General features: G+C 72.5%; 24 protein-coding genes. 8 read left to right on the top strand and 16 right to left on the bottom strand.

Annotated elements, in window-relative coordinates:
• Window positions 1-68: 68 nt before the first annotated feature.
• Window positions 69-875, top strand: coding sequence for a mechanosensitive ion channel family protein (locus ACU436_RS22040; RefSeq protein ID WP_459028117.1), 807 nt, complete (start codon window positions 69-71; stop codon window positions 873-875).
• 135 nt (window positions 876-1,010) lie between these two features.
• On the opposite strand, the gene ACU436_RS22035 is transcribed toward ACU436_RS22040, so the two are convergent.
• Genes ACU436_RS22035 through ACU436_RS22025 form a run of 3 tightly spaced genes read right to left on the bottom strand, consistent with a single transcriptional unit; the run spans window position 1,011 to window position 4,800 of the window.
• Window positions 1,011-3,314, bottom strand: a complete 2,304-nt coding sequence (locus ACU436_RS22035) for a xanthine dehydrogenase family protein molybdopterin-binding subunit (RefSeq protein ID WP_459028116.1) — start codon at window positions 3,312-3,314, stop codon at window positions 1,011-1,013.
• A complete protein-coding gene (locus ACU436_RS22030; RefSeq protein ID WP_459028114.1) occupies window positions 3,311-4,300 on the bottom strand; it encodes an FAD binding domain-containing protein in 990 nt (329 codons plus the stop codon). Before ACU436_RS22030 ends, ACU436_RS22035 begins: the two co-directional genes overlap by 4 nt.
• The gene (locus ACU436_RS22025) at window positions 4,297-4,800 is read right to left on the bottom strand and encodes a 2Fe-2S iron-sulfur cluster-binding protein (RefSeq protein ID WP_459028112.1); all 504 of its coding nucleotides are present in this window, start codon (window positions 4,798-4,800) and stop codon (window positions 4,297-4,299) included. The genes ACU436_RS22030 and ACU436_RS22025 overlap by 4 nt, the downstream gene beginning before the upstream one ends.
• A 75-nt stretch (window positions 4,801-4,875) precedes the next feature.
• Here ACU436_RS22025 and ACU436_RS22020 point away from each other — a divergent pair, with 75 nt between their 5' ends.
• Window positions 4,876-5,529 (top strand): TetR family transcriptional regulator, encoded by a 654-nt coding sequence (locus ACU436_RS22020; protein WP_459028110.1) that lies wholly within the window; start codon window positions 4,876-4,878, stop codon window positions 5,527-5,529.
• Window positions 5,530-5,621: 92 nt separating this feature from the next.
• Here the strand turns inward: ACU436_RS22020 and ACU436_RS22015 are convergent, their stop codons facing one another.
• The 5 genes from ACU436_RS22015 to ACU436_RS21995 all read right to left on the bottom strand — a co-directional run bounded on the left by ACU436_RS22015 (window position 5,622) and on the right by ACU436_RS21995 (window position 9,415).
• Entirely contained in the window at window positions 5,622-6,005 is a 384-nt protein-coding gene (locus ACU436_RS22015) for a DUF6401 family natural product biosynthesis protein (RefSeq protein ID WP_459028109.1), read from the bottom strand.
• Window positions 6,006-6,070: 65 nt separating this feature from the next.
• Window positions 6,071-6,361 carry a hypothetical protein gene (locus ACU436_RS22010; RefSeq protein ID WP_459028108.1) on the bottom strand — a complete coding sequence of 97 codons (291 nt, stop codon included), beginning with the start codon at window positions 6,359-6,361 and terminating at the stop codon, window positions 6,071-6,073.
• A 103-nt stretch (window positions 6,362-6,464) separates the two neighbouring features.
• Window positions 6,465-7,235, bottom strand: coding sequence for an IclR family transcriptional regulator (locus ACU436_RS22005; RefSeq protein WP_459028107.1), 771 nt, complete (start codon window positions 7,233-7,235; stop codon window positions 6,465-6,467).
• 56 nt (window positions 7,236-7,291) lie between these two features.
• Window positions 7,292-8,062 carry an enoyl-CoA hydratase gene (locus tag ACU436_RS22000; RefSeq protein WP_459028106.1) on the bottom strand — a complete coding sequence of 257 codons (771 nt, stop codon included), beginning with the start codon at window positions 8,060-8,062 and terminating at the stop codon, window positions 7,292-7,294.
• Window positions 8,063-8,065: 3 nt separating this feature from the next.
• Entirely contained in the window at window positions 8,066-9,415 is a 1,350-nt protein-coding gene (locus ACU436_RS21995) for an SLC13 family permease (RefSeq protein WP_459028104.1), read from the bottom strand.
• 118 nt (window positions 9,416-9,533) lie between these two features.
• On the opposite strand from ACU436_RS21995, the gene ACU436_RS21990 reads away from it, so the two are divergent.
• A complete protein-coding gene (locus tag ACU436_RS21990; protein ID WP_459028102.1) occupies window positions 9,534-10,706 on the top strand; it encodes a pyridoxal-phosphate-dependent aminotransferase family protein in 1,173 nt (390 codons plus the stop codon).
• Window positions 10,703-13,624: an FAD-binding and (Fe-S)-binding domain-containing protein gene (locus ACU436_RS21985; RefSeq protein ID WP_459028100.1), complete on the top strand. Its 2,922-nt coding sequence runs from the start codon at window positions 10,703-10,705 to the stop codon at window positions 13,622-13,624. The genes ACU436_RS21990 and ACU436_RS21985 overlap by 4 nt, the downstream gene beginning before the upstream one ends.
• 4 nt (window positions 13,625-13,628) lie before the next feature.
• Here ACU436_RS21985 and ACU436_RS21980 read toward each other — a convergent pair whose 3' ends face one another.
• Window positions 13,629-15,014 carry an alpha/beta hydrolase family protein gene (locus ACU436_RS21980; RefSeq protein WP_459028098.1) on the bottom strand — a complete coding sequence of 462 codons (1,386 nt, stop codon included), beginning with the start codon at window positions 15,012-15,014 and terminating at the stop codon, window positions 13,629-13,631.
• Window positions 15,015-15,061: 47 nt separating this feature from the next.
• On the opposite strand from ACU436_RS21980, the gene ACU436_RS21975 reads away from it, so the two are divergent.
• From ACU436_RS21975 to ACU436_RS21965, 3 genes are all read left to right on the top strand, one after another.
• Window positions 15,062-15,940, top strand: coding sequence for a TetR/AcrR family transcriptional regulator (locus ACU436_RS21975; protein WP_459028096.1), 879 nt, complete (start codon window positions 15,062-15,064; stop codon window positions 15,938-15,940).
• 220 nt (window positions 15,941-16,160) lie between these two features.
• On the top strand, window positions 16,161-17,312 hold the full coding sequence (locus ACU436_RS21970; RefSeq protein ID WP_459028095.1) for a sensor histidine kinase: 1,152 nt from the start codon (window positions 16,161-16,163) through the stop codon (window positions 17,310-17,312).
• On the top strand, window positions 17,312-17,989 hold the full coding sequence (locus ACU436_RS21965) for a response regulator transcription factor (RefSeq protein WP_459028093.1): 678 nt from the start codon (window positions 17,312-17,314) through the stop codon (window positions 17,987-17,989). The genes ACU436_RS21970 and ACU436_RS21965 overlap by 1 nt, the downstream gene beginning before the upstream one ends.
• On the opposite strand, the gene ACU436_RS21960 is transcribed toward ACU436_RS21965, so the two are convergent.
• Both ACU436_RS21960 and ACU436_RS21955 read right to left on the bottom strand, forming a co-directional pair.
• Window positions 17,986-18,309: a hypothetical protein gene (locus ACU436_RS21960; RefSeq protein WP_459028091.1), complete on the bottom strand. Its 324-nt coding sequence runs from the start codon at window positions 18,307-18,309 to the stop codon at window positions 17,986-17,988. The two genes, ACU436_RS21965 and ACU436_RS21960, sit on opposite strands and share 4 nt — an antisense overlap.
• Window positions 18,310-18,338: 29 nt before the next feature.
• Window positions 18,339-19,790: an amidase gene (locus tag ACU436_RS21955; RefSeq protein WP_459028191.1), complete on the bottom strand. Its 1,452-nt coding sequence runs from the start codon at window positions 19,788-19,790 to the stop codon at window positions 18,339-18,341.
• A gap of 311 nt (window positions 19,791-20,101) precedes the next feature.
• On the opposite strand from ACU436_RS21955, the gene ACU436_RS21950 reads away from it, so the two are divergent.
• Window positions 20,102-21,346, top strand: a complete 1,245-nt coding sequence (locus ACU436_RS21950; RefSeq protein ID WP_459028189.1) for an MFS transporter — start codon at window positions 20,102-20,104, stop codon at window positions 21,344-21,346.
• On the opposite strand, the gene ACU436_RS21945 is transcribed toward ACU436_RS21950, so the two are convergent.
• The 5 genes from ACU436_RS21945 to ACU436_RS21925 all read right to left on the bottom strand — a co-directional run bounded on the left by ACU436_RS21945 (window position 21,315) and on the right by ACU436_RS21925 (window position 26,228).
• The gene (locus ACU436_RS21945) at window positions 21,315-22,211 is read right to left on the bottom strand and encodes a DMT family transporter (RefSeq protein WP_459028089.1); all 897 of its coding nucleotides are present in this window, start codon (window positions 22,209-22,211) and stop codon (window positions 21,315-21,317) included. The two genes, ACU436_RS21950 and ACU436_RS21945, sit on opposite strands and share 32 nt — an antisense overlap.
• Window positions 22,212-22,333: 122 nt before the next feature.
• Window positions 22,334-22,936, bottom strand: a complete 603-nt coding sequence (locus tag ACU436_RS21940; RefSeq protein WP_459028087.1) for a GNAT family N-acetyltransferase — start codon at window positions 22,934-22,936, stop codon at window positions 22,334-22,336.
• 9 nt (window positions 22,937-22,945) lie between these two features.
• Complete coding sequence (locus ACU436_RS21935; RefSeq protein WP_459028085.1) at window positions 22,946-23,719, bottom strand: creatininase family protein; 774 nt, start codon at window positions 23,717-23,719, stop codon at window positions 22,946-22,948.
• The gene (locus ACU436_RS21930) at window positions 23,719-25,056 is read right to left on the bottom strand and encodes an FAD-binding oxidoreductase (RefSeq protein ID WP_459028083.1); all 1,338 of its coding nucleotides are present in this window, start codon (window positions 25,054-25,056) and stop codon (window positions 23,719-23,721) included. Before ACU436_RS21930 ends, ACU436_RS21935 begins: the two co-directional genes overlap by 1 nt.
• Window positions 25,053-26,228, bottom strand: coding sequence for a substrate-binding domain-containing protein (locus ACU436_RS21925; protein ID WP_459028081.1), 1,176 nt, complete (start codon window positions 26,226-26,228; stop codon window positions 25,053-25,055). The genes ACU436_RS21930 and ACU436_RS21925 overlap by 4 nt, the downstream gene beginning before the upstream one ends.
• Window positions 26,229-26,251: the final 23 nt, after the last annotated feature.

Here is a 26,251-nt window from a genome sequence, read left to right as displayed (position 1 = left end):
TCCTGGTGTGAAGCGGGTTGGGATGGGCATCCGCAGGATGCGACACATCCACCGACCTGGGAGTACCGATGTTCGACAACCTCGTCGCGGCGCTGGGCGACGCGATGCGCACGGTCGCGGTTTTCGTGCCGCAGCTCGTGTTGTTCCTCGTCATCCTCTTGATCGGATGGCTGATCGCGAAAGGCCTGCGCAAGCTCACCAACTCCGTTCTGGAACGCCTCCATTTCGACCGTGCGGTCGAGCGCGGCGGAATCGGGCAGGCGCTCGCGCGCTCGAAGTACGACGCCAGCGATCTGATCGCGATGGTCGTCTACTACGCGGTGCTGCTGCTCACGCTCCAGCTCGCGTTCGGCGTGTGGGGGCCGAACCCCATCACAGCCCTGCTGACGGGGATCGTCGCGTTCCTGCCGCGGATCGCGGTGGCGATCATCATCGTGGTGGTGGCCTCGGCCATCGCCGCCGCCGTCAAGGACCTCATCCTCAGCGTCACGGGTGGGCTGTCCTACGGCAACGTGCTCGCGAACATCGCGTCGATCTTCATCATCGCACTCGGCGTGATCGCCGCGCTGAGCCAGATCGGCGTCGCGATCGCCGTCACGATGCCGGTGCTCATCGCGGTTCTGGCCACGATCGCCGGCATCATGATCGTCGGTGTCGGTGGCGGTCTCATCCGGCCGATGCAGCAGCGCTGGGAGCGCTGGCTCGACCGCGCCGAGCAGGAGGCACCCCAGGCACGCGCCCACGCCCAGGCGTACGAGCGCGGCCGCGAGGACGCCGCACGCCCGGCATCGGGTGCGCACGCCGACATGACCGACCCGGTCGGCACCCGCGTGGATCCGGCGACCGAACCCGTCACGGACGTGCGCAACCCGTAGGCGTCGCCTCCCGGAGCACCCGGCGGGGCCGGATGTCGGACGCGTAGGCCGGCCCCGCCGCGGCCCAGCCCAGCCCAGTTGCAGTAAGGCCACCTTCACGCAACGAGATTGCAGGAAGGTGGCCTTGCTGCAATCTCAGAGCAGCCGGTCCGGCGTCAGCGGGAGGTCCCGGACCCGTACCCCGGTGGCGTGGTGAACCGCGTTCGCCACCGCCGCCGCGACACCGGTGATGCCCACCTCCCCCACCCCGAGCAGGCCGAGCGGGGTGGTCGGGTCCGGCTCGTCGAGGTAGGAGACGTCGATCGCGGGCACATCGGCCTGCACCGGCACGTGGTAGTCGGCGAGGTTCGGGTTCATGATGCGGCCGCTGAGCGGATCGACGAGCGTCTCCTCCGACAGCGCCGCCCCGATCCCCATCACGATCCCGCCGCGCAGCTGGCTGGTGGCGGTCTTCGGGTTGATCACCCGCCCCACGTCGAACACGGCGACCCAGCGCGTCACGCGGACCTCGCCCGTGTCCTCGTCGACCGCCACCTCGCAGAAGTGGGCACCGGTGGCGGCGCGCACCTGGCGCCGCTGGTCGTTGACCACACCGGCGATCATGCGCAGCTGGCCCGCCATCCGGCCCACCGAGGTCCGGGCGCCGACCCGGCCCTCCAGCGAGGGGCGCCCGGCACGGGCGAGGATCTCCCCGTACGTCTCCCCGGACCCGTCCGCCGCGAAGAGCCCGCCGTCGCGCGCCGCGAGCTCGTCGATCCGGCACCCGCGCAACGGTGAGCCGGGCGAGCGGCGCGCGAGCGCGAGCGCCGAACGCCTCAGCTCATCGCAGGCGCGCAGGACGCTCGCCGCCGCGGTGGCCGTCTGCCCCGACCCGCCCGCCATGGGGCCGACCGGCAGGGCCGAGTCACCGACCTCGACCGTGACCGCCTCGACCGGCACGCCGAGCGCGTCCGCCGCGATCTGGGCCTGCGCGGTCGCCACGCCCACCCCGATCTCGTGCAGGCCGCACCGCACCAGGACGGTGCCGTCCATCCCGAGCCGGACGGTGACGTCCGCGGAGAGCTGGATCGGCATGTGGAAGGCGGTGGCGACGCCCCAGCCGAGCAGCTTCCGCCCGGTGCGCATCGAGCGAGGCTGCGGTGGGCGGTCGGCCCAGCCGAACCGCTCCGCGCCGCGCGCGTACGCGGCCCGCAGGTTCCGGCGGGTGAACCGCTTGCCGTCCAGTGGATCGCGCTCCGGTTCGTTGCGCATGCGCAGCTCGACGGGGTCCATGCCGAGCTCGTGCGCGAGCGCGTCCATCCCGGACTCCAGCCCGAAGGTGCCCACGGCCTCACCCGGGGCCCGCATGGCCGAGTTCGGCAGCATGTCGAGCGTCGCGGTGCTCTGGCGGACGAGGATGGCGCGGGCTGCGTAGAGGTGGCGGGACTGCGAGCCCACCGGCTCCGGCATGCCGCCGACGCGCCCGACCTGCGAGATCCCGGTGTGCAGGAGCGCGGTCAACGCGCCGTCGCGTTCGGCGCCGAGCGCCACCCGCTGCACGGTGGGTGTGCGCCCGCCGACCGTGCGGAAGACGGCCTCGCGGGACAGCGCCAGCCGGACCGGGCGCGCGGCCACGCGGGCGGCCATCGCGCACAGCACGGTGCCGGCCCAGACGAACCCCTTCCCGCCGAACCCGCCGCCGACGTTCGGCGCGATCACCCGGACCGCGTCGACCGGCAGGCCGAACCGCAGGGCGAGGTGCCGGCGGGCGAAGTCCATCGCCTGGGTGCTGTCGTGGACGGTGAGCCGGTCGCCGTCCCACACGGCGGTGGTGGCGTGCGGCTCGATCGCGTTGTGGTTCTGCGGCGGGGTGGTGAAGCGCAGGTCGACCGCGACCGGGGCGGCGGCGAGCGCCTGCTCGGCGTCGCCCTTGCGACCGCCAGCAGGCATCATCGGCAGCAACCCTCCGACCGGCTCGGCCGAGCCTTCGGCGGCGTGGAAGTCGGTGGTGGCGGGCTCGGCGGCGTAGTCGACGTGCACGAGCCGCGCGGCCTCGACCGCCGCCTCCAGGGTCTCCGCGACGACGACCGCCACCGGCTCCCCGTTCCAGTGCACCTCGGTGCTGCCCAGGTAGTTCACCTTGGTCCCGGACGCCATCGTGCTGAGGTCTAGCGGGTTCACCCGGGCGGGCGGCGGCTTCAACGGGGGCGCGTTCCGGTGGGTGATCACGGCGAGCACCCCGGTCACCCCCTCGGCGGCCGCGGTGTCGATCGCCGTGATGCGCCCCCGCGCGATCGTGGCGTGGACGAGGGTGGCGTGCGCGAGGTCCGGGTAGGGCCGGTCGGCCGTGTACTCCGACGCGCCGGTGGTCTTGACCGCTCCGTCCACGCGGTCGATCGGCCGCCCGACCGCGGGCGCGGTGGCCGTGGTGGGGCGGGTGCGCTCCGGGGCCTGGGTCATGCGGCACCTCCCTCGGTCGCGAGCTGCCGCAACGTCGCGACGACGGTGCGCTGCACCATCTCGATCTTGAACTCGTTCTGGGGTCGCGCGACCGCGGGCGCCAGTTCGGCGGCGGCCGCGCGGCGGAAGGTCTCCTCGGTGGCCGGGGCGCCCAGCAGCACACGCTCGGCTTCGCGCGCCCGCCACGGCGTCGTGGCGACGCCGCCCAGCGCCAGCCGCACGTCGACGACCTCGCCGCCGCGGACCTCGAGCGCGGCCGCCACCGACACCAGCGCGAACGCGAACGAGGCGCGGTCGCGCACCTTGCGGTACCGCGATGTCCGGGCGACCGGGAGGGCGGGCAGCTCGACCGCGGTGATCAGCTCGTCGGCGGCGAGCCCGGTCTCGACGTGCGGCGTGTCGCCGGGCAGGCGGTGCAGCTGTCCGAGCGGGATCCGACGGGTGCCGCGCACGCTCTGCGCCTCGACCACCGCGTCGAGCGCGACCAGCGCCACCGCCATGTCGGACGGGTGGGCCGCGATGCAGTGCTCGCTGGTGCCGAGCACGGCGCTGCCGCGGTGGATGCCGCCGATCGCGGCACAGCCGGTGCCGGGCTCGCGCTTGTTGCAGGCCGCGGCGTGGTCGCGGAAGTAGGGGCAGCGGGTGCGCTGCAGGAGGTTGCCGCCGACCGTCGCCATGTTTCGCAGCTGCCCCGACGCGCCGGCGAGCAGTGCCTGGGCGAGCACCGGGTAGCGGGACCGGACCAGGCGGTCGGCGGCGAGGTGGCTGTTGCGCACCATGGCCCCGATCCGCAGGCCACCCCCGGGCAGCTCGTCCACCCCGGCCAGGGGCAGCGCCGTGACGTCGACGAGCGTCTCGGGCCGCTCGACGTCGTCGCGCATGAGGTCCACGAGGTTGGTGCCGCCACCCAGCGGCCGTGCCCCGGCCGCGACGGCGCCGAGGGCGGTGGGGAGGTCGCTCGCGCTCACGTAACCGAAGGGTCTCATCGGGCCACCTGCGCGATTGCGCCGACGATGCCCTCGTAGGCACCGCAACGGCAGAGGTTGCCGCTCATCCGTTCCTTGATCTCGGCCTCCGTCAGCGCGATCTCGGCGGCGTCGAGGTCCGGCGTGACCGCGCTCGGCATCCCGGCGCGGTGCTCGGCGAGCATCCCCAGCGCGGAGCAGATCTGGCCCGACGTGCAGAAGCCGCACTGGAACCCGTCCTCGCTGATGAACTCCCGCTGCAGCGGGTGCAGGTGGTCGGGCCGTCCGACCCCCTCGATCGTCGTGATGTCACGCCCGGCGTACTGCACGGCGAGCGCGAGGCAGGCGGCGATCCGCTCACCGTCGACGAGCACCGTGCATGCGCCACAGGCGCCCTGGTTGCACCCCTTCTTGGTGCCGGTCAGGCCCAGGTGCTCGCGCAGCGCGTCGAGCAGGCTGACCCGTGGGTCGAGCTCGAGGAGCTCGGTGGTTCCGTTCACGCGGAGCTTCACGGGGATCACGCGGCCACAGTAAGGCAACGGCGTTGACTTAACAAGTCAACGCCGTTGCCCTATCCGCGAGCTATGGTCGTCGCGATGACCACGAAGGCCGGCTTCCTGCGCGCGCGGCGACCCGAGCAGAAGCAGCAGCGCTATGCCGCGATCCTCGACGCCGCACGCGAGCTCGCCCTGCGCGACGGTGTGGGCGCGGTCAGCCTCACCGACATCGCCGCCGAGGTGGGCATGCACAAGTCGGCACTGCTCAAGTACTTCGAGACGCGGGAGGAGATCTTCCTGCGGCTCGCCGAGACGGAGTTCCAGGAGTGGGCCGCCGGGGCCCTCGCCGTGCTCTCGACCGCGGGCCCCGAGCCCCGCGAGGTGGCCGACGTCCTCGCGCACTCGGTGGCCGACCGGCCGTTGTTCTGCCAACTGCTCCTGTACTCACCGCTCACGCTGGAGCGCAACGTCTCGCTGGAGGTCGTCCGCGCGTTCAAGCGGGCCGTCAACGCATCGCTCCAGCAGGTGGTGCCGGCGCTGCAGCGGGCGCTGCCCGCGCTCAGCGCGGAGGCGTGTTTCGACCTGTTCGCGATGTCGGGGATCGCGGCCGCCGGGCTGTGGCAGGCGGCCCACCCGTCGCCGCAGGTGGTCGCCCTGCACGAGGAGGACCCCCACGCGGCCCACTCGCCGGACTTCAGGGCCTCGCTCATCAGGTTCGTCCGGACCTACCTCGCCGGCCTGTTGAAGGAGTAGACCCACCGCACACACCGCCGCGGCACCGCACACATGTCCGGCCATGTGTGCGGACCCCAGCCGGTGTGCGCGGCGGCCCGGGTGTCGCAGCGCTAGGCCTCGAAGGCCGGGGCCGGGGAGCGGCGCCACCGGTCGTCGCGGCTCAGCGCGCAGACGGCGAGCACGCGGACGGTGAGCCAGTCGGCGCTCTGCCAGCGCTCCCCCACCGCGGCGCGCAGCCGGGCCGCGTCGGTGCCGGCCTGGTCGAGCAGGCCCTTCGCGTAGCCGGCCAGTAGCACGGCGGCGGCAGCAGCGGCCGAGCCCTCGACGCCGAGCAGCAGGATGTCGCGCACGCCGGCGGCATGCTGGTCCACCGCAGCCAGAAGCGCGGGCACGGCGGCGGCAGCGCCGAGCCCCGCTTCACCCACCTGGTCCATCAGGCCTGCCAACCAACGCTGTGCGTGATGATCGGCCAGGTGGTCGAAAATGCCTGCCACGGGTGTGGAGGATATCTCCCCTGATCGGACGCCGGTTCACCCGGTGACCGAACACGCAGTAGTCGTCAGAGCCAGATGCCCGGCCCGCCGAACGGCCCGCGTGCCTCGCGGCCCGCGTCGCGTTCGCTCGGTTCCACAGCGTCGGCCGTGCGCAACAGCCACCAGACCGAGCCGAACGCCGCCACCACGACCACGGCGAACACCGAGCCCGTCAACGCCACGAGGCCCAGCAGGATCGAGATCATGGCCCACTCCGGCACCGTCGTCTCGCCGGGGCGGGCACATGGGTCCTCCCCGGCATCGTGCCGGCGCACGGCCTCGGCGAGCTGCTGATCGTCGTCAGCGGTCCACTCCATGCCGCTCACCTCCCTCGTCGGGGGTACCCGCAACGGCCTACCAGCCATGCGGCCGCTTCGCATCCGGCAACCGGGGGAGTAACCCATAAGTGTTATCCCCGCGTCATGCCATCGCGCCACGCGCGTCGAGGTGCCCGGCGAGCGCGGCGGCGGCCGCCCGCAGGATCGGCACGATCCGCTCGACGGCCGCCCACGTCACCCGGGTGTCGGGGCCGGAGACCGAGAGCGCCGTGGACGCCGGGCCGCCCGGCACCGCGACGGCCACGCAGCGCACGCCCAGCTCCTGCTCGGCGTCGTCGACGGCGTAGCCCTGCGCCCGGATGCGCTCCAGCTCCCGCGCGAGCCGGTCCGGGTCGGTGATCGTGTGCGGGGTCTGGGCCGCCATCCCGGCGCGGGTCATCATGTCGCGGACCTCGCCGGGCGGCAGCTGGGCCAGCAGCACCTTCCCGACCCCGGTGCAGTGCACCGGCACCCGCCTGCCGACCTCGGTGAACATCCGCATCGAGTGCCGCGACGGCACCTGCGCCACGTACACGACGGCGTCCCCGTCGAGCATCGCGAGGTTGGCCGTCTCCCCTGCCTGGTCGACGAGGTCCGTGAGCTGCGGGCGCGCCCACTCACCGAGCATCCGCGATGCGGCCTCGCCGAGCCCGATCAGGCGCGGGCCGAGCGCGTACCGGCGCGACGGGAGCTGGCGGACGTACCCGGACGCCACCAGCGTGCGGACGATGCGGTGGATCGTCGGCAGCGGGAGACCGGAACGGGTGGCCAGCTCCGAGAGGGCGACGGCCCCTCCGGCGTCGGCCATGTGCTCCAGCAGGGCGAACGCGCGGTCGAGGGACTGCACACCGCCGCTGCGGTCCGGCTGGGTCACTCCACCCACCGTGCTCCTCCTGCCAGATCCGGGCCCTCCAGGTTAGGCCGTGGGGCTCACGCCCCGGTCCAGGTGGCGCGTTCCTTCCGGGCGAACGCTGCGACCGCCGACGCGAAGTCCGCACTGCCGTACACCCGCGCGACGATGTCGTCGCCGTCCGGGAGCCCGGCCCGCCGCAGCCGCGCGAGCGTCTGCTTGGTGGCCCACATCGACAACGGCGCGTGCGACGCGAGCGTCCCCACGGTCTCGGCGAGCGCGCCGTCGAGCGCCGCGGAGTCGTCGACGAGCTGGGTGACGAACCCGGCGGCGTGGGCCTCCTCGGCGTCGAGCAGGCGTGCGCGCAGCAGCATGTCCAGCGCCCGGGAGCGGCCCAGGTGTGCCACCAGCAGGGCGCACGTGTCCATCGACAGGGTGTTGCCCAGCGTCCGCGCGATCGGCACGCCGAACCGGGCCGCCTTGGTGGCGATCCGCAGGTCGCAGGTGGCGGCGAGGGCGAGCCCGCCACCGACGCAGTAGCCGTCCACCGCGGCGACGGTGGGGACCGCGGTGTCCTCCAACCGGCGCAGCACCCGGGTCATCCGCTCCTCGTACCCGACGCCCGCCGCGCCGTCGAAGCCCGCGAACTGAGCGATGTCGGTGCCCGAGACGAACGACTTCCCGCCCGCCCCGCGCAGCACGAGCACCCGGACGTCCGGATCGGCGTCGGCCTTCTCGCAGGCGTCGTACACACCCTCGTACATCGCGAACGTGAGCGCGTTGTGCGCCTGCGGCCGGTTGAAGGTCACCCGCAGGACGGGGCCGTCCTGCTCGACGAGGAGATCATTCATGCCCTACAGCCAACCCGGCAACACAAGAAGTATCCACGTGACGAGCGGTGTGATCAGCACCATCGAGAAGCCCCACACCATCAGCCTGCGGTAGACGTAGTCGCGCTCCGCCTCCGGCGTGTTCGCCACGGTGAGCGCGCCCGAGGTGGAGTACGGGCTGGAGTCGACCACCGACGACGAGATCGCCAGCGCGGTGACGACGCCCACGGCCCCGAGCTGGCCGCCGAGCAGCAGCGGGACGGCGAGCGGGATCAGCGCGGCGAGGATGCCGGTGGTGGAGGCGAACGCCGAGACCACGGCACCGATGTAGCAGATCAGCAGCGCGGCGATCAGGGGAACGCCGACCGACGCCACCTGCTCTCCCACCCAGTCGATGGTGCCGTTCTCCTGCAGCAGGCTGACGTAGGTGACGATCCCGCAGACCAGCAGCACGGTCGGCCACGCGACCTGGGCGACCGCACCCTTGTAGGAGTTCGGGGCGACCAGCGAGAGCAGGACGGAGGCGGTGATGGCCAGCAGGCCGACATCCAGCTGGAACGCCAGCGCGCCGACCGCCACCAGGAGCAGCGCGACGAGCGTGAGCGACCGGTTGCGGTCGAGCGTGGTGATCGTGTGGTGGTCGTCGTCGGTGAAGGCGGCGCCGGTGGCTCCCGTGGTGGTGCTCTTCGCCGCGCCCGGCCCACCGCCCGGTGCGACCGCGGCCTCGCCCGCCTCCGCCGACTCGTCGACCACCCGGCCGACGAGCTGGCGCCCGCCGAACAGGAAGAACATGACGACGTTGAGCACGGTGTTGAAGACGAGGCTGCCCAGGAAGAGGAACACCGGGCTCCCCGGCAGCCCGGCATCCGCCACCACGCCGTTGGTGATGCTGCCGAAGATGCTGATCGGCGAGAAGCCACCGGCCGTGGCGCCGTTGATGATCGACAGGCCCATGAGCACCGGGTTGATCCGGTGCCGCACGGCGAGGCTGAGCCCGATGGGCGCGATGATCGCGACGGCCGCCGGGACCACGGACCCGAACGCGGTGAGGAGCGCGGTGACCGCGAACATGATCCACGGCACGAGCCAGATCCGGCCGCGGACGCCCTGCACCGACCGGTGGACCAGCCAGTCGACGGTGCCGTTCGCCCTGGCGATCGCGAACAGGAACGTGACGCCGACCAGCGTCACGAACAGGCTGCCGGGGAACCCGTCGAAGATCCCGTCGGCGATGTCGTCCGGCGAGCCCTCCAGGACGAACGATCCGATCACGAACGCCGCGACCAGCGCGATGGCGCCCAGGTTGATGGGGAACATGGTGGCGATCACGAAGGCGATCACCAGCACGAGGATCGAGATCACGTGGATGGACATGCGCACTTCCTCACGGCGGCGTTGTCGGAGGTGTTCCGCATCGCGGAAGTATGATTCCGGCTGGAGTATGGTTCGGGCCACTCGGAGCGTCAACCCGGGACACGACTTGGAGGTCCGCGTGCACATCACCGGAGGACGTCACTTCCTGCAGATCCCCGGACCGACCAATGTGCCGGACCGGGTGCTGCGGGCGATGGCCGCCCCGACGATCGACCACCGCGGCCCGGAGTTCACCGAGCTCACGAAGGCCGTGCTGACCGCTCTCGGCCCGGTGTTCGGCACGTCGGGGCCCGTCGTGATCTACCCGTCGTCGGGCACGGGGGCGTGGGAGGCGGCACTGGTCAACACGCTCGGCCCCGGCGACCGGGTGCTGATGAGCGAGACCGGGCAGTTCTCCACGCTCTGGTCCGATCTCGCCGGTCGCCTCGGGCTGCAGGTCGAGATGATCCCCGGCGACTGGCGCCACGGCGCCGACCCCGCGGAGATCGGCCGCCGGCTCGCCGCCGACGACGGGCACGCGATCAAGGCCGTCTGCGTGGTGCACAACGAGACGTCCACCGGCGTCACCAGCCGGGTGCCCGACGTGCGCGCCGCGATCGACGAGGCCGGCCATCCCGCGCTGCTGCTCGTCGACACGATCTCCTCGCTCGCATCGATCGACTACCGCCACGACGAGTGGGGCGTGGACGTCACCGTCGCCGGGTCGCAGAAGGGGCTCATGCTGCCGCCCGGCCTCGGGTTCAACGCGATCAGCGAGAAGGCGCTCGCCGCGTCGGCGACGGCCGGCCTGCCGCGCTCGTACTGGGACTGGGGCCCGATGATCGACGCCAACGCCCGCGGGTCCTTCCCGTACACGCCGGGCACCAACCTGCTCTACGGCCTGCGCGAGGCCTGCGCGATGCTCGCGGAGGAGGGCCTCGGAGAGGTCTTCGCCCGCCACCAGCGGCACGCCGCGGCCACCCGCGCCGCCGTCCGGGCGTGGGGGCTCGAGGTGCTGTGCGCCGACGAGCGCGAGCACTCCGGTTCCCTCACCGCCGTGCTGCTGCCCGCCGGCCACGATGCCGACGAGGTGCGGCGCGTGATCCTCGACAAGTTCGACATGTCCCTCGGTGCGGGCCTCGGCCGGCTCGCGGGCAAGGTCTTCCGCATCGGCCACCTCGGCCACTTCAACGACCTGACGCTCGCCGGCACCCTCGGCGGGGTACAGATGGGTCTGCAGCTCGCCGGCGTACCGATCAAGCCGGGAGGTGTGGAAGCGGCGCTCGATCACCTGCGGGAGGCGGCACAGTGACGGAGCTCCAGCAGGCCCTCGACCGGGAACTCGAGGGCGAGGTGCTGTTCGACGACTACACCCGCCACCTGTTCTCCCGCGACGCGAGCATGTACTCGATCACGCCCGTCGGCGTGGTGGCGCCCCGGCACGCGGGCGACGTCGGGACCGCCGTGCGCATCGCGGGCGAGCACGGCGTGCCCGTGCTGCCCCGCGGTGGCGGCACCAGCCTCGCCGGGCAGACCGTCGGCGAGGCGCTGGTGCTCGACTTCTCCCGGCACATGAGCACGATCCTCGAGCTCGACCCGGAGGCGCGCACCGCGCGCGTGCAACCCGGCGTCGTGCAGGACCAGCTCAACCGCGCGGCCGCCCCGCACGGGCTGCTCTTCGGGCCCGACACGTCGACGTCCAACCGCGCCACGCTCGGCGGGATGATCGGCAACAACTCGGCGGGCAGCGGATCCGTCCGGTACGGGATGACGATCGACCACGTCCGGGAGCTGGACGTGGTGCTCTCCGACACCTCCACCGCGCGGTTCGGGCCGGTCGACGAGGCCGAGCGGGCCCGCCGCGCACGTGCGGACACCCTGGAGGGGCGGCTCTACCGCGAGCTGCCCGCCCTCGTGGACGCCCACCGGGACGCGATCGCCACCGGGTTCCCGAAGTTCTGGCGGCGGGCCGGCGGCTACCGCCTCGACCGGCTCACGGACTCGTTCGACCTGGCGCGGTTCGTGGTGGGTTCCGAGGGGACGCTCGTCGTGGCCACCGAGGCCGTGGTCGGGCTCGTGCCCAAGCCGGCGAAGACCATGATCGCGGTGGGGCACTTCCGCTCCACCCAGGCCGCGATCGACGCCACCGAGGACGCGCTGTCCTGCGAGCCCGCAGCCGTCGAGCTGATGGACCGCACCATCCTCGACCTGTCCCGGTCGAAGCTGGAGTACGCCGCGCTCGGCACGATCCTGCAGGACGACCCGGACGCGCTGCTCTTCGTCTCGTTCAGCGGCGACGACCCCGCGGAGCTGAGGTCCCAGCTGGACCGGCTCGACGTGCTGTGGAAGCGCCACGGCCACGGCTACCACACGCTCGTCGCCGAGACCCCCGCACAGCAGGGCGCCCTGCTCAAGGTCAGGAAGTCCGGTCTCGGGCTGCTCATGGCCGCGAGCACCGGGTCCAACCGGCCCGCCGCGTTCGTCGAGGACACGGCCGTCGACCCGACCCGGCTCGCCGAGTACACCGAGCGGTTCGCGAAGGTGCTCGACCGGCACGGCATGCGCGCCGGCTTCTACGGCCACGCGTCGGTCGGCTGCCTGCACGTGCGCCCCTTCGTCGACCTCTCCCGACCGGAGGAGGTCGTGAAGATGCGCGCCGTGGCCGAGGAGGTCCGCGACCTCGTCGCCGAGTTCGGGGGCGCCAACTCCTCGGAGCACGGTGACGGCCTCGCCCGCAGCGAGTTCAACCGGCACCTGTTCGGCGACGAGCTCTACGAGGCCATGCGCCGCGTCAAGGGGATCTTCGACCCGGACGGCCGGATGAACCCCGGCAAGATCGTCGACGCCCCGTCGATGACCGACAACCTGCGGGAGCCCGCGCTGCCGCCCGCCGGGCCGCTCACCACGATGCTGGACCTCACGGTCGTGGCCGGTGGCGAGCGCGGGATGCGCGGCGCCGCCGACCGCTGCCAGAACATCGGGGTGTGCCGCAAGGACGACGCCGGCGTGATGTGCCCGTCGTACATGGCCACGCACCGCGAGGAGGACTCCACCCGCGGCCGGGCCAACGCGCTGGTCAAGGCGCTGTCCGAGCCCGACCCGCGCACCGCGCTCGGCGACGAGCGGCTGCACGAGGTGCTCGACCTGTGCCTCATGTGCAAGGCCTGCAAGAGCGAGTGCCCGCTCTCCGTCGACATGGCCACCCTCAAGGCCGAGGCCCTGCACCACAAGCACGAGACGAAGGGCGTGCCGCTCCGCTCGCGCGTCTTCGCCGGCATCCGCGGCCTCAACCGCGTAGGCGCCGCGAGCGCCCCCCTGGCCAACCTGCCGAACCGGGTGCCCGGGCTGCGCAAGCTGATGGCGAAGGCGATAGGCATCGCCCCGGAGCGCCCGCTCCCGAGCTTCACCAGCGAGACGTTGATGAGCTGGTTCCACTCCCGGGAAGTTCAGGAAAGCCACATTCATGAACCTGCAGGACAGGAAAGTGGCTTTCCTGAACTTCGGAGCCGGGGGCCGCTCACCTTTCTCGGCGACTCCTTCACCTCCTTCACCGAACCCGCGATCGGCATCGCCGCCATCGAGCTGCTGGAGCGCGCCGGGTGGGACGTGCGCCTGGAGTCGAGCGGGTGCTGCGGGCGGGCGGCGTTCTCCAAGGGCCTGCTCGACCAGGCCAGGCGCCAGGCGTCGGGGCTCGTGGACGCGCTGGCCGGCACGGAGGGCCCGATCGCGGGCGTCGAGCCGTCCTGCGTGCTGACCCTCGGCGACGAGCACCGCGCCCTGCTCGGCGCGGACGACCCCCGCGTCGCCGACGTGGCCGGCCGCGCCCGGCTCGTCGACGAGCTGCTCGTCGAGGCGATCGACGACGGCGCGCTGCGGCTGCGCGAGGACGCCTGGCCGGCCGGGCACCGCATCCTCTACCACGGGCACTGCCACCAGAAGGCCGAGGTCGGGACGGCCGCCACGGTGGCCCTGCTCTCCCGCATCCCGGGTGCCGAGGTCGTCGAGGTCGACGCGGGCTGCTGCGGGATGGCCGGCTCCTTCGGGTTCGAGGCCGAGCACTACGAGGTGTCGATGCAGGTGGGTGAGGACCGCCTGTTCCCCGCGGTGCGCGCCGAGCCCGGCGCCACCGTCATCGCCGCCACCGGGGTCTCGTGCCGTCAGCAGATCGCCCACGGCACGAGCCGGGAGGCCCACCACCCGGTGGAGCTGATCCGCGCGGCCCTCGCCTGACCGGCTACCGGCTTTCGAAGAGCACCTCGGGGAACCGCGCCGACGGGCCGTCGAGCAGCGGGGCGGGCCGCCCCTTCAGGTGCTTGTCGAAGAAGGCCTGCGCGTAGGCGTCGGGGATCTCGCGCGCCCGCTGCGGGTCGAGGGAGCCGCTGAGGCCGAGCGGCTTGGCGAGCATCGGTGAGAAGAGCGGGAAGTCGGAGAAGTCGACGTGGTACATCCCGGGGACCAGCACGATGTAGCCGGGCCCGGACAGTCGGTCGTAGACCGCGCGCATGGTGCGGTGCGTCTCCTCGACGTCGGACTCGGACCAGCCTTCGCGCCGCATGGTGCCGGCGTCGCGGCTGATCCACATGACCGGTTGGTGCAGGCCCTGGGAGACCACTTCGGCGGGCAGGAACACGTCGATGGGCAGGCACGCCCCGATGCGGGGGTCGTTCTTGCAGGCCTCGCCGGTGACGGCACCGCCGAGCGACACCCCGAACATGCCCACGTGGTCCAGGTCCAGCCGCCCGGCCAGGACGTCGTCGGCGTGGTCGACGTCGGCGAGCCGGTCCAGCGTGAAGGACGCGTCCTGGGCCAGGAACGGGATGACGGTGTCGATGAAGGGGCGGTCGAGCATCCGGGGGTCCATGTCGACCTGCCGCCCGTCCGGGAAGATCACGCCGGCCGAGGCGTGCGGGTGGTCGATGGCCGCCACCACGTAGCCGTGGGACACGAGCTCCTCGACCTGCGCCGTGTTGTGCTGGCGGTAGCCGCCACGACCGTGCGAGAAGATCAGCACGGGATAACGGGTGTCCTCGCGGACGGCGGGCGCACCGGCGACGGCGTTCGTCCGGACCTGGTCGAAGTAGTCGAAGGTGGGCCCGGGCAGCTTCATCAGGCGGGCCAGCGGCGCGAGCGCGCGGCCGTCGGCGACGTACGGCGCTCGCGGCGCCGACGGCTCGTCGGCGGCCGGGTACCAGACCTGCACGACGAGCTCCCGCCGGTCGTCGGGATCGGCGGTGAAGACGTCCGGGCGGCCGGCGTCCACCCAGTGGTAGGTCTGGGTGCCGACCGCGTACGGGCCGGTCGGGACGGGCAGCCGGAACACGGGGACGACCACCGGTACCGCGATCGCGACGGCCAGTCCCAGGACGCCGAGGCCGACGGCCACCCCGCGCCCCGGCGGCCGTCCGGCCGGCCGCGTGAGCCAGCCCAGGGCGGCGAGCCCGCTCAGCACGTAGGCCGGGATCATCTGCCAGCGCGCCCCTTCGACCAGCACCTGCGCGGCCAGCGCCGGGAGCGGGAGGAGCGCGAGGAGGCGGAGGTGACGCGCTCGGCCCGGGCACACCACCAGGACGACGAACGCGAGCACGATGGCGGTGAGCAGGGAGGCTTCGAGTGGGCGCATCCGGTCCTCTTGCTGGCATAGTTTGAGACTTGAGACATCGTATCTCAATGTGGGAGGTGGCAGTGTCGACCGGCTCCGAACCCACCGGTCTCACCCGCCGGCGACGCCGGCTGTCGGACCGGGAGACCGAACGGCGCATGCTCGACAGCGCGGTGGCCATGGTCAACGAGGCCGGCCTGACGGTGAGCCTCGAGCACATCAGCCTCGAGGAGGTGATCCGGGAAGCCGGGGTCGCCCGCAGCGCGGTGTACCGCCGCTGGCCCTACAAGGACCTGTTCTTCAGCGACCTGCTCCGTGAGCTCGCCCGTGCGGTGGCGCCCGCGTCGATCGCCGGCCGCGAGACGACGGACGCCGTCCTCGCCGGGATCGCGACCGAGCGGCTCGACCTGCTCGAGACGCCGGACGGACGGCGCGCGATGCTCCTGGAGCTGATCCGCGGCGAGCAGGACTTCGCGCTCGTGCACGAGTCCGCGGAGTGGCGGACCTACCTCGCCCTGCACGCCACGTTCCTCAGCCTCCCGGACGGGACCCTCCGCGCGGACGTGCAGGCGGCGCTGACCGCGTCCGAGCGGGGCTTCACCACCCGCATCGCCGCGGCGTGGCAGGAGTGGGCCGAGCTGTTCGGCTTCCGGCTGCGCCCCGCGCTCGACGCCGGTTACGAGGCCCTCGCGAGCCTGGTCAGCGCGCACTTCCGGGGGTTGGTGCTGATGTCACCGACGAGCCCCGACATCGTCGAGGCCCACGCGGACGCCGACCCGTTCGGCACCGGGGAGACGGCGCGCTGGCCGCTGCGCGCCGTCGCGCTGGCCGGCATCGCGCTCGCGTTCCTGGAGCCCGACCCCGGGATCACCTGGACCGAGGCGCGGGTGGCCGCCGCCCGGGACGAGTTGACCGCGGCGTCGAGCAAGTCGATGCGACCCGGTTGATCGCCACTCACACACGAACGGTGGTGCTCACACAGCAACTGCAGTTCGTGTGCGGGCGCAAGAGTTGGTGTGGGAGCGCTCGGAGACCGGTGGCTCGCTCGTGCGGTCAGAGGACCGATCACTCCGGCACGCTACGTGGCACCCGTACGCCGTCCGCGGTAGGACGAGGCACTCCCGCGGACGGAGGTGCGCGGACCGGCCGGCGGTTAGCGTCGGTCCCATGCGAACCGGCGGGCGACCGATCTGGTGGGCGGGTGTCCTGCCCACCGTGGTGCTCCCCGTCGCCGTCGCCGTGTTCACCGTCGTCGGCACGACGTTCGCCCAGGAGTTCGGCACGGGTTCGCGCTACCTCGACGTGCTCGGCAGGCTGCTGCTGCTGGCCGGGCCCGCCGCGCTGGTCTTCCGCCGGTGGAACCCGCCTGCCGTGTTCGCCGGGGTCGCCGGGGTGCTCCTGATCTACCTCGCGGTCGGCTATCCGTTCGGGCCGGTGCCACTCGCCTCGATCGTCGCGCTCGGCACCACCGTCGGCCGCGGCCACCGGCGGGCGGGGTACGCGATCGCCGCCGTCGCGTTCGCCGGCGTACTGGTGGTGGACGTGGTGCACCGCCCGGAACTCGGGTTCCCGTTCGCGGGCGCGTCGGGGTGGCTGGCCTGGATCGCCGCGTACGTCGCGGCCGTCGAGCTGTGGCGGGCCCGGCGCGAGCGGCGCGAGCAGGCGAAGGCCGCGGCGGCCGAGGCCGAGCGCCGACGCGGCAGCGAGGAGCGGCTGCAGATCGCGCGCGACCTGCACGACGTGCTCGGCCACCACATCTCGCTCATCAACGTCCAGGCCGGCGTGGCGCTCTACCTGATGGACGACGACCCCGAGCAGGCGCGCTCGGCGCTGACCGCGATCAAGCAGTCCAGCCGCGACCTGCTGCGCGAGATGCGCTCCACCCTCGGGGTGCTGCGCGGGGTGGACGAGGAGCCGCCGCACCAGCCGGTGGCCGGGCTCGCGCGGCTGGACGAGCTCGTGGAGGCAACGCGCGCGGCCGGGCTGCCCGTCGCCGTCGAGATCGGCGGCGAGCCGCGGGAGCTGCCGCCGAGCGTCGACACGGCCGTATACCGGATCATTCAGGAGGCGCTGACGAACGCCCGCAAGCACGCGGGGCCCGCGCGGGCGTCGGTGCTGCTCACCTACACCGAGGACGGGATCACGATGCGGATCGACGACGACGGCACCGGCCCGGCGGGGAGCGCGGGAGGCGGCAACGGGCTTCCCGGGATGCGCGAGCGCGCCGCGGCCCTCGGTGGCACGCTCACGGCGGGCCCGCGTCCCGGTGGCGGGTTCCGGGTGGACGCGCACCTGCTCACGACGGGAGGCGGGCACTGATGATCGGCGTGCTGCTGGTGGACGACCAGGCGCTGGTGCGCGCCGGGTTCCGCGCGCTGCTGCGGGCGCAGCCGGACATCGAGGTGGTCGGCGAGGCCGAGGACGGCGCCGCCGCCGTCACGATGGCCCGCGACACCAAGCCGGACGTCGTGCTGATGGACATCCGCATGCCGGGCCGCAACGGTCTCGACGCCACCAAGGACATCGTGGCCGACCCGCGCCTGTCCGGCGTGAAGGTCATCGTGCTCACGACGTTCGCCGAGGACGCGTACGTCTTCGACGCCATCCGCAACGGGGCGAGCGGCTTCCTGGTCAAGGACATCGAGCCGGTGGAGCTGGTGCACGCGATCCGCGTGGTGCACGGGGGCGACGCGCTCCTGTCCCCCGTCGTCACCCGGCGGCTGATCGAGGAGTTCGCGGCGCGGGCGAAGCCGCCGCAGCCGGCCAAGCAGATCACCGCCCTGCTCGGCCAGCTCACCGACCGCGAGCGTGAGGTGGTGGCGCTGGTCGCCGCGGGCCTGTCGAACGACGAGATCGCCGAGCGGCTGGTGGTCAGCCCGGCGACGGCGAAGACGCACGTCAGCCGGGCCATGATCAAACTCGCCGCGCGCGACCGCGCGCAGGTGGTCGTGCTCGCGTACGAGAGCGGGCTCGTGCGACCCGGCTGGACCGGTTAGGAGACCGGGCTTCCGGCTCCCCAGTAGAACGGTCCGGTCGTCGTGGCCCGCACCTGCACCCACCACCCGACCCGGGCGAGTCGCTCCTCGAGATCTCGCGGCCGGTGGGGCACCTTGACGGCCCGGTGAGCGGACCCGTCGTTCAGGCGGCGCAGGACCGTCGAGGACGACTCACCCTCGACGAGCTCGTCCGGCGTGCGGTACGCGTCGTCGACGAAGAACACCCGCCCACCCGGCTTCAGGCAGCCCGCGACCAGCGACCAGAACGACGCGAACCGCTCCAGCGGCACGTGCGAGATCCAGAAGCCGAAGAAGACCACGTCATACCGGCGATCCGGACGCGATGGGCCTACTCCGGCGCCCGGAAGCCGCCGATCTCCTGCTCGAGCAGTTCGGCCAGCCGCAGCGGGGTGCGGTCCTCGAACATCGGACCGATGAGCTGCACTCCCACCGGCAGGCCCTCGGGGGACCGGCCCGTCGGTATCGCAGTGGCGGGCAGGCCGGGCATGGTGGCCAGGCCGGCCCAGACGAGCTGGTCGAAGTAGGGGTGCTCGACGCCGTCGATTTCGATGCGCCGTTCCAACGGATTCGGATCGTGGTCGTGCGGGAACGCCGGCGTCGGTGTGATCGGGCACACCACGGCGTCGAACTCGGCGAACAGCTGCCGCCATCCGTGGCGGTGGAGCTCGCGGCGGTTGTTCGCCTCGATCCAGTCGCGGTGGCTGAACACCATTGCGCGCAGCCGCACGGCGTCAAGACTCCGGTCGTCCGCGCTCAGCCCGGCGGCGCGGATCTGCAGCTGCTCGTACGATTCGATGGGAAAACGCGCAACGGAACCCGAGATCAGCAACTGCATGTAGAGCGTCGCGGCTTCGGTCGGATCGGGCAGCAGCGGGCTGTGCCGTCCGACGCGGGCGCCGCCGGCGACCAGCGCGGCGGCCACCCGGTTCACGCCCGCCCGCACGGCGGACCCGGTCGGGATGAGCGGATGCTCGTCGAGGACCAGGACCCGGAAGTCGCCGAGCCGCTCGTGGCGGGCGGGCGGCAGTGCCAATCGGTGCGCCACGCCGAGCGTCAGCGGGTCCGGTCCGGCCATGACGTCGAGCAGGAGCGTGAGGTCGCGGGCGGTGCGCGCCATCGGGCCGACGACGGCGAGGTCCAGGTCGACCGGCAGCGCCGGCTCGGACGGCGGGACCATCCCGCGGTTGGCCGCCAGCCCGAGCGTCGGCTTGTGCGCGTAGACGCCGCAGAAATGCGCGGGGGTGCGCAGCGAGCCGGCGATGTCGGAGCCGATGGACAGCGCGCCGAATCCGCACGCCAGGGCGGCCGCCGATCCGCCGGAGGACCCGCCCGAGGTGCGATCGTGATCCCACGGGTTGTTGGTGGTGCCGTAGATCTCGTTGAAGCTCTGGATGTCTTGCAGCCCCAACGGCACATTGGTCTTGCCGAGCACCACCGCGCCCGCGGCATCGAGCCGCGACACCTGTACCGCGTCCTGCGCCGGCACGTGGTTCCGGTGCGGCGGCATGCCCCAGGTCGTGGGCAGCCCGGCGATGTTGTACGACTCCTTGACCGTCACCGGAACGCCCAGCAGCGGCCGGTCCTCACCACGCTCGCGTGCCTGGTCGGCACGGTGTGCGGCGGCCCGCGCACGGTCGAAGTCCGGCACGCAGATCGCATTGATCACTTTGTCGTCGCGCTCGATACGGGCTATCGCCTCGTCGGTCAGTTCCACCGACGTCACCGCACCGGCGCGCAACGCGGCAACGAGCTCTTCGGCCGCCTGAAAGCTCCACTCCATGAATCCGAAGCTATCCGCCTGCCACCGAGGACACGAAATTCCGGATCGTGCAACGGGGAGGCCGAATTCGGCGCCCCCGCCCAACCGCCGAAAAGGGTCCCACTGCAGGTCACAGTGCCGACCGTGGGCCTACTCCACCCGCTCGGGCCATGAAATACCGTTTCGCGCAACGGGATGGACGTCTCAATGCACCGGGACGGTTGACGCGCGGGTCCCCGCACTAGATCGTGTGCGCAGCACAGGGGGAGGTGGTCGGGGTGGACCCGACGTCGAAGGTTGCTGCCGCGGAGGCGGGGTCACACCCGAGCCAGATGAGGCGGGTGGCGCTCGCGAGCGCGGTCGGCACGACCATCGAGTGGTACGACTACTTCATCTACTCCACCGCGGCCGCGCTGGTGTTCGGCTCGCAGTTCTTCACGACTCTGGAACCGGCGTCCGCCACGCTCGCCGCGTTCGCGACGCTCGGCGTCGGCTTCCTCGCCCGGCCGATCGGCGGCATCCTCTGGGGTCACTTCGGCGACCGGATCGGCCGCAAGGCGATGCTCATCGCGTCGCTGCTGCTCATGGGCCTCGCCACGGTCGGCGTCGGGCTGCTGCCCACCTACGACCAGATCGGCCTGCTCGCGCCCGTGCTGCTGCTCGTGCTGCGGCTGCTCCAGGGCCTGTCCGCCGGCGGTGAGTGGGGCGGCGCCGCGCTCATGGCCGTCGAGCACGCGCCGGAGGGGAAGCGGGGCCGCTACGGCTCGTACTCCCAGATCGGGGTGCCGGCCGGGCTGATCCTCGCCCAGCTGGTGTTCGTGGCCGTCGGCGTGCTCGACGACGAGCAGTTCGCGAGCTGGGGCTGGCGGCTGCCGTTCCTGTTCAGCATCGTGCTCGTCGGCATCGGGCTGTTCATCCGGCTGCGCATCGAGGAGAGCCCCGTGTTCGCGACGCTGCGCGACGAGAACGTCCGGGCCCGGGTGCCGATGATGGACGTGCTGCGCGAGCGGCCCCGCGAGCTGCTGCTGGCCTCGGTCAGCTTCATCGCCAACACCGCGATCGGCTACGTCTTCCTCGCCTACCTGCTGTCCTACGGGACGTCGGTGCTGAAGGTCGACCGCACCACGATGCTGATCGTCGTGATCATCGGCAGCGTGTCGTGGCTGGTCAGCATCATGGTGTCGGCGCAGTGGTCGGACCGGGTCGGACGCAAGCCGGTGTATCTCGTCGGTTCGGTGCTGCTGGTCGTGTGGCCGGTGCCGTTCTTCCTGCTGATCGACACCAGGTCGACGGCCTTGATGATCATCTCGGTGATCGTCCTGACGATCGGCCTCGGCGCCTCGTACGGCCCGCAGTCGGCGCTCTTCGCCGAGATGTTCGAGGCGCGCTACCGCTACAGCGGCGCCTCGTTCTCCTACGCCGTCGGGGCGGTGGTCGGCGGTGGGTTCGCGCCGCTGATCGCCACCGCGCTGCACAACTCCACCGGCACGTCGCTCTCGGTGTCGGCGTACATGGTGGCGGTCGCGGTGATCAGCCTGATCGCGGTCATCTGCATTCGGGAGACCCGACGGGTGTGACGGCCTTCCGCGCCCGCGGCGCCGTGGCCAGCACGGAGCCGGCGAGGATCAGCGCGAACGCCACGAGGATCGACGCGGTGAGCGGCTCACCGAGCACGAGCACGCCCGCCGTGACCGCGACCGCCGGGTTCACGTACGTGAACACGAGCGCCCGCGACGGCCCGGCCTCGCGGATCAGCGCGAAGAACACGAGGAACGCCAGCGCCGTGCAGAGGACGGCGAGACCGGCGAGCGCCGCGAGCACGTGGCCGTCGGGCAGGGCCTGCGGCCAGGTGAGGGCGGCGGGTGCGGCGTAGACGAGCGCGGCCCCGCCGAGGCACAAGGCCGTCATGGGGAGCGTCGGCACGTCGGCCAGCCGGCGCGCTGCGATGATCGGTGCCGTGGCGTAGCAGACCGCGACCAGCAGCACCTCGACGACCGCCCACGGGCTCCCCTCACCCAGCGCGGGTGCGGCCAGCACGACCACGCCGGCGAGACCGACCCCGAGGCCGGCCCACCGTGCGACGCCGAGCCGCTCGGCGTCGCCGGTGACGCGGCCGATCAGCACCGCGACGATCGGGGTGGCCGCGATGAGCAGCCCGGTCATCGAGCTGGTGATGTGCCGCTCCGCGTCCGACAGCAGGTACCACGGGATCATGATCTCGATCGCCGCGAAGGCCACCAGCGGACGCCAGCGCTCCCGCAACCACGCCGGCCGGCCGGCCCGCAGCGCCAGCGGCAGCAGGATCGCGGCCCCCACGGCGGTGCGCGCGAACACGAGCACCGGGACCGAGATGCCGCCCTCCACCGCCACCTTGATCATCAGGTACGGGATTCCCCACAGGATGCCCATCGCCGCGAACAGCACCCACCCGCGACTGCTCATCGCTCGGCCTCGCTGCCGCTCGGCCGGCGCTTCGCGCGGGCGCTGTGCCGATGATTCGCTCGCTGACGCTCGCCCATCGCTCGCCCCCTCCGCGAGCACGATACGACGCCGCCCCGGCGGGTCTACACGACGATCGTGGCGCGGCCCAGGAATGCGCCGTCCGGGAAGCCCGCCACCGCGATCTCGTGGAACCCCAGCCGGTCGTAGAAGGCGCGCGCTCCGGCGTTGGCCGGGTCCATCTGCAGGTGCACGCGGGGCACCCCCATCGCGCCCAGCGCCCGCAGGAACGCGGTCATGAGCACCCGGCCGTGGCCGGCTCCCTGGTACGCGGGCAGCAGGTCGATGTGCAGGTGGGCGGCGTGGTCGGCCACCTCCCCCACGAGCATCCGCTCCGGGTCGTGGAGCGTGCGGACCAGCCGGTCGAGCGTGGTGCCGGGCCGCTCCGGCAGCCGGTGGCGCTCGGCGAGCGGGGGCAGCCACTCCTCCCGGAACCACGTCACGAACGCCGGGGTGTCGGCGGTGCCGAGCACGTACCCGACGGCGGCGCCGCCGTCGTCGAGCACGAACGCGAGCCCCGGCTCGTGCTCGACGTACGGCAGCGCGTAGATGCTCGGCAGCAGGTCGGGGTAGCGCTCGCGCGAGTCGTCTGCCACGTTGCTCGTGAGGACGCAGATCTCGGCGACGGCCGCGCGGTCCTCCGGCCGGTAGGCGCGGATCACGGGCACGACCGCGACCTACTGCGTGGTGAAGCGGTGGGCCTCGACGATCACCTCGGCGAGCCGGCCCACGGCCCCCTCGAAGATCATCTTGCCGTGCTCCGCGGAGGCGCCGGTGGGGTCGCCGACGTGGCCGTCGGGACCGAAGTCGGCGCTGGTCCAGCCGAACGACACCGGCTTGCCGAACCCGATGTGCTCGAAGGAGCGAAGCCCCTCGGGCACGTTCCGCCGGGCGTGCTCCATGTGCACCAGGTCGGGCCGCAGGTGCAGCATCAGCGACGTCTCGCCGTGGCCGCCGTGCACGCCCATCCCGTACTCGGTCTCCGCCGAGGTCCGCCCGCCCTGGTCGGCGGGCACCGACAGGTGCGCGAAGAACGTGCGCAGCCCGAACCTGATCCGGATCTCCCGGCACGCCACCTGGCCGAGCGCGGAGTTGCCGCCGTGCCCGTTGACGAACAGCAGCCGCGAGATGCCCGACGTCGAGAGCGACCGGCCGATGTCCACGAGCGTGCGCATCAGCGTGTCCCAGGACAGCCAGATCGTGCCGGCAGCCCAGTGGTGCTCGTCGGACTTCGTGTACGCGAGCGCGGGCAGCAGCACCACCGGCGCGCTGCCGGCCTCCGCGACGGTCCGGACGGCGGCCTCGGCCGCCTCGCTCGCCGTCACGTAGTCGGTGGAGACCGGCAGGTGCGGCCCGTGCTGCTCGATCGCCCCGAGCGGGAGCACCGCCACGGTGTCCGGCGGCAGCGCGGCCACCTGGGGCGCGGTGAGGTCGATGAACCGCGGCACCATCAGCGCACCCCGATGTTCACGCGCGTGTCGACCGGCGGGGCGGCGGTGAGCTTGCCCGGGTTGAGCAGACCCTTCGGGTCGGTCACGCGGGCGGTCTCGATGGCCAGCTCGACGTTGCGGTCGACGTACCACTGGTGCGGCGAGTGGACCCCCACCCCGATCGCGTCCAGCCGCGGGATCCCGGCGAGCACGGCGTCCTCTCCCCGGTACTCGGCGACGATCATGGCCCCCGGGCCGTGGCTGAAGAGCTCCAGGTGCAGGTGCACGGGCCCCTCGTACACCTCCCGCACCGCGTCGGGGTCGTCCCAGATCGCCGGGCCGCCCGACTCCATGTGGAAGTAGGTGCGCCCCGGGTTGCCGCGCTGGAAGAACCAGACCGGGTGGTTGTAGGACATGCCCGAGAGGCGGTCGGTCTCGGTGTAGTCGGTGAGCGTGGTGACGTGCTCGCCGCCCGCCGCCATCCGCCGGGCCACCTCCCCCGCCGTGGACGCCTCGGCGATAACCCGCAGGCTGTACCGGTCGGGGTCGAGCTTCATCGGCGCCGTCAGCGTCGGCACGAGCGCGGGCTCGTCGGCCGACGCCAGCCGCGGCAGCTGCGGCAGGTCCAGCAGCGAGCGGTGTACCGCCACCAGGTCGGCGTAGGAGCCGAAGCTCCCGTAGACGGCCACCCAGTCGCGCGCCGGGTCGGTGCGGATCTCGACGTCGACGAGGATGCCGGTGACCCCGTAGGTGTGGATGTAGGCCGCGAGCTCGTCGCCGGTGACCCGGCGCATCGCGCCGCTGCCGTCCATCGGCGCGACGAGCACCGAGACGACGAAGCCGTCGTCCGTGGTCCGGTGCTCGATCGTGCCGGTGCCCGCGCTGCCGCCGCCGATGAACCCACCGATCGTGGACGTCTTCGTGGACGGGTACATCCAGATGTCGCGCCCGGCCGCGCGGCCCACCTTGTCGATCGCGGTGAGCCGGGCGCCCGCGCCCGCCGTGATCGTGCCGCCCGGGTTCACGGTGATCGAGTCCAGGCCGCGCAGGTCGAGCAGGATGCCGCCGTCGAACGGGGTGGCCTGCCCGTAGTTGCCGGTGCCCGCCCCGCGCGGCGTGACCGGCACGTCGTGCTCGAAGGCCACGCGCAGCACCTCCGGCACGTGCTCCGGCTGCGTCGGGCGGACGACGGCCTCGGCGAGATAGCGCCCGGCCGGCACCTTCTCCTGCAGGACGGGCGACATGCGCGACCAGTCCGACGAGACCTTCAGGATCAACGCCGGGTCGACCGACACCGTGCCCACACCGAGCCGTGCGATCTCGGCGGCGGCCTCCGCCGTGCGCTCCGCGACGGTCACGGCCCCTCCATCTTGATGCTCGGGTCGATGAAGTCGTTGGTGTAGAGGCTCGCCGCGTCCGGGACGCTGGTGATCGTGCCCTGGGACTGCAGGATCGGCCCGAACGTGGACACGATCTCCTGCATCCGGTCCGGGTCGAGCTGCCCGAACACCCCCGACGCCGGGTCGTTCTTCACGAAGCCCTGGTCGACCTGGGCCTTCGCGGAGTACTCCGCGACGCCCGGCGAGTAGCTCCACCCGGTCTGGTACGCCTCGACCAGCTCGACGATCAGGCGGTTGGTCGGGGCCGGGTTCGCGAGGTAGTCGATCTGGGACTTCTGCATGATCGGCACGAGCTTCTGCAGGCACGGCCGCAGCTGATCGAGCTTGTCGGCGCGCACGGCGATCGGCTCCGGGTAGATCGAGTAGCCGTAGTTCGCGAGCGGCTCGTAGCCGACCGGGCGGCCCCACTCCTGGATCTCGTTCTGGTAGACGTACGGCTCGGCCGTCGCGAAGCCCTGCTGCAGGATCGTCGGGTCGGACACGAACCGCGCGGGCGTGCCTTCGTAGCTGGTGTCGATCTGCCCGCGCTGGATGATGCCCTTGCCCGCCAGCAGGGCCGGGACGATGTCACCGGAGGTGAGGACCGGCGCACCGCTCGCTGCGACCTCGCGGATCGTGGTCATCCCCGGGTGGCTGTCCGGGTCCCACATGAGGATCTGCGGGCTCACGGTCAGCTGCGAGGCGACGGCGACCGTCGGTTGGTCGGCGAACGCGGCGATCGCCGCGTCGCTGTTGACCGCGCCGAGCGTGATCGAGTCGTCCAGGTACATCAGGGCCGGCACCGGCTGGAACCCGACGTTCGGGCCGCCGGGCCGCACCTCGACGTCGACCCCGGTGTCCACGCCCTGCGTGACGAGCGATCCGGTGACCGACTTTGTGCTCGTGTCGATCTGGTAGTCGGGCCCGACCAGCGAGTACATCGAGCCGTGCTCGGCCTCGGGCTGCCAGTCCTGCTGCAGCACCACCGTGGCCGGGCAGGCCCCGGCGAGGTCGAGCGGACCGCCGGCCTCGGCGGCCGGGGCGGCCGGACCGGCCGCGGGGCCCGACTCGTCCCCTCCGCCCCCGCATGCGGACAGGACGAGCGCGGCGGCCAGTGCCGTCGCGGCGAGCGGGCCGGATCTGCGGATCATGGGGAGCTCCAGTGGTGGGACGG

This window comes from Pseudonocardia wallangbongensis, from assembly GCF_054486945.1.
This window is presented reverse-complemented; position numbering and strand designations above follow the sequence as displayed.

Bases quoted from the DNA above. Each gene is read 5' to 3' on its own strand.
- ACU436_RS22040 (WP_459028117.1), top strand. From the start codon at position 69: ATGTTCGACAACCTCGTCGCGGCGCTGGGCGACGCGATGCGCACGGTC.
- ACU436_RS22035 (WP_459028116.1), bottom strand. From the start codon at position 3,314: ATGACCCAGGCCCCGGAGCGCACCCGCCCCACCACGGCCACCGCGCCC.
- ACU436_RS22030 (WP_459028114.1), bottom strand. From the start codon at position 4,300: ATGAGACCCTTCGGTTACGTGAGCGCGAGCGACCTCCCCACCGCCCTC.
- ACU436_RS22020 (WP_459028110.1), top strand. From the start codon at position 4,876: ATGACCACGAAGGCCGGCTTCCTGCGCGCGCGGCGACCCGAGCAGAAG.
- ACU436_RS22010 (WP_459028108.1), bottom strand. From the start codon at position 6,361: ATGGAGTGGACCGCTGACGACGATCAGCAGCTCGCCGAGGCCGTGCGC.
- ACU436_RS22000 (WP_459028106.1), bottom strand. From the start codon at position 8,062: ATGAATGATCTCCTCGTCGAGCAGGACGGCCCCGTCCTGCGGGTGACC.
- ACU436_RS21995 (WP_459028104.1), bottom strand. From the start codon at position 9,415: ATGTCCATCCACGTGATCTCGATCCTCGTGCTGGTGATCGCCTTCGTG.
- ACU436_RS21980 (WP_459028098.1), bottom strand. From the start codon at position 15,014: ATGCGCCCACTCGAAGCCTCCCTGCTCACCGCCATCGTGCTCGCGTTC.
- ACU436_RS21975 (WP_459028096.1), top strand. From the start codon at position 15,062: ATGTGGGAGGTGGCAGTGTCGACCGGCTCCGAACCCACCGGTCTCACC.
- ACU436_RS21970 (WP_459028095.1), top strand. From the start codon at position 16,161: ATGCGAACCGGCGGGCGACCGATCTGGTGGGCGGGTGTCCTGCCCACC.
- ACU436_RS21965 (WP_459028093.1), top strand. From the start codon at position 17,312: ATGATCGGCGTGCTGCTGGTGGACGACCAGGCGCTGGTGCGCGCCGGG.
- ACU436_RS21955 (WP_459028191.1), bottom strand. From the start codon at position 19,790: ATGGAGTGGAGCTTTCAGGCGGCCGAAGAGCTCGTTGCCGCGTTGCGC.
- ACU436_RS21950 (WP_459028189.1), top strand. From the start codon at position 20,102: ATGAGGCGGGTGGCGCTCGCGAGCGCGGTCGGCACGACCATCGAGTGG.
- ACU436_RS21945 (WP_459028089.1), bottom strand. From the start codon at position 22,211: ATGAGCAGTCGCGGGTGGGTGCTGTTCGCGGCGATGGGCATCCTGTGG.
- ACU436_RS21935 (WP_459028085.1), bottom strand. From the start codon at position 23,719: ATGGTGCCGCGGTTCATCGACCTCACCGCGCCCCAGGTGGCCGCGCTG.
- ACU436_RS21925 (WP_459028081.1), bottom strand. From the start codon at position 26,228: ATGATCCGCAGATCCGGCCCGCTCGCCGCGACGGCACTGGCCGCCGCG.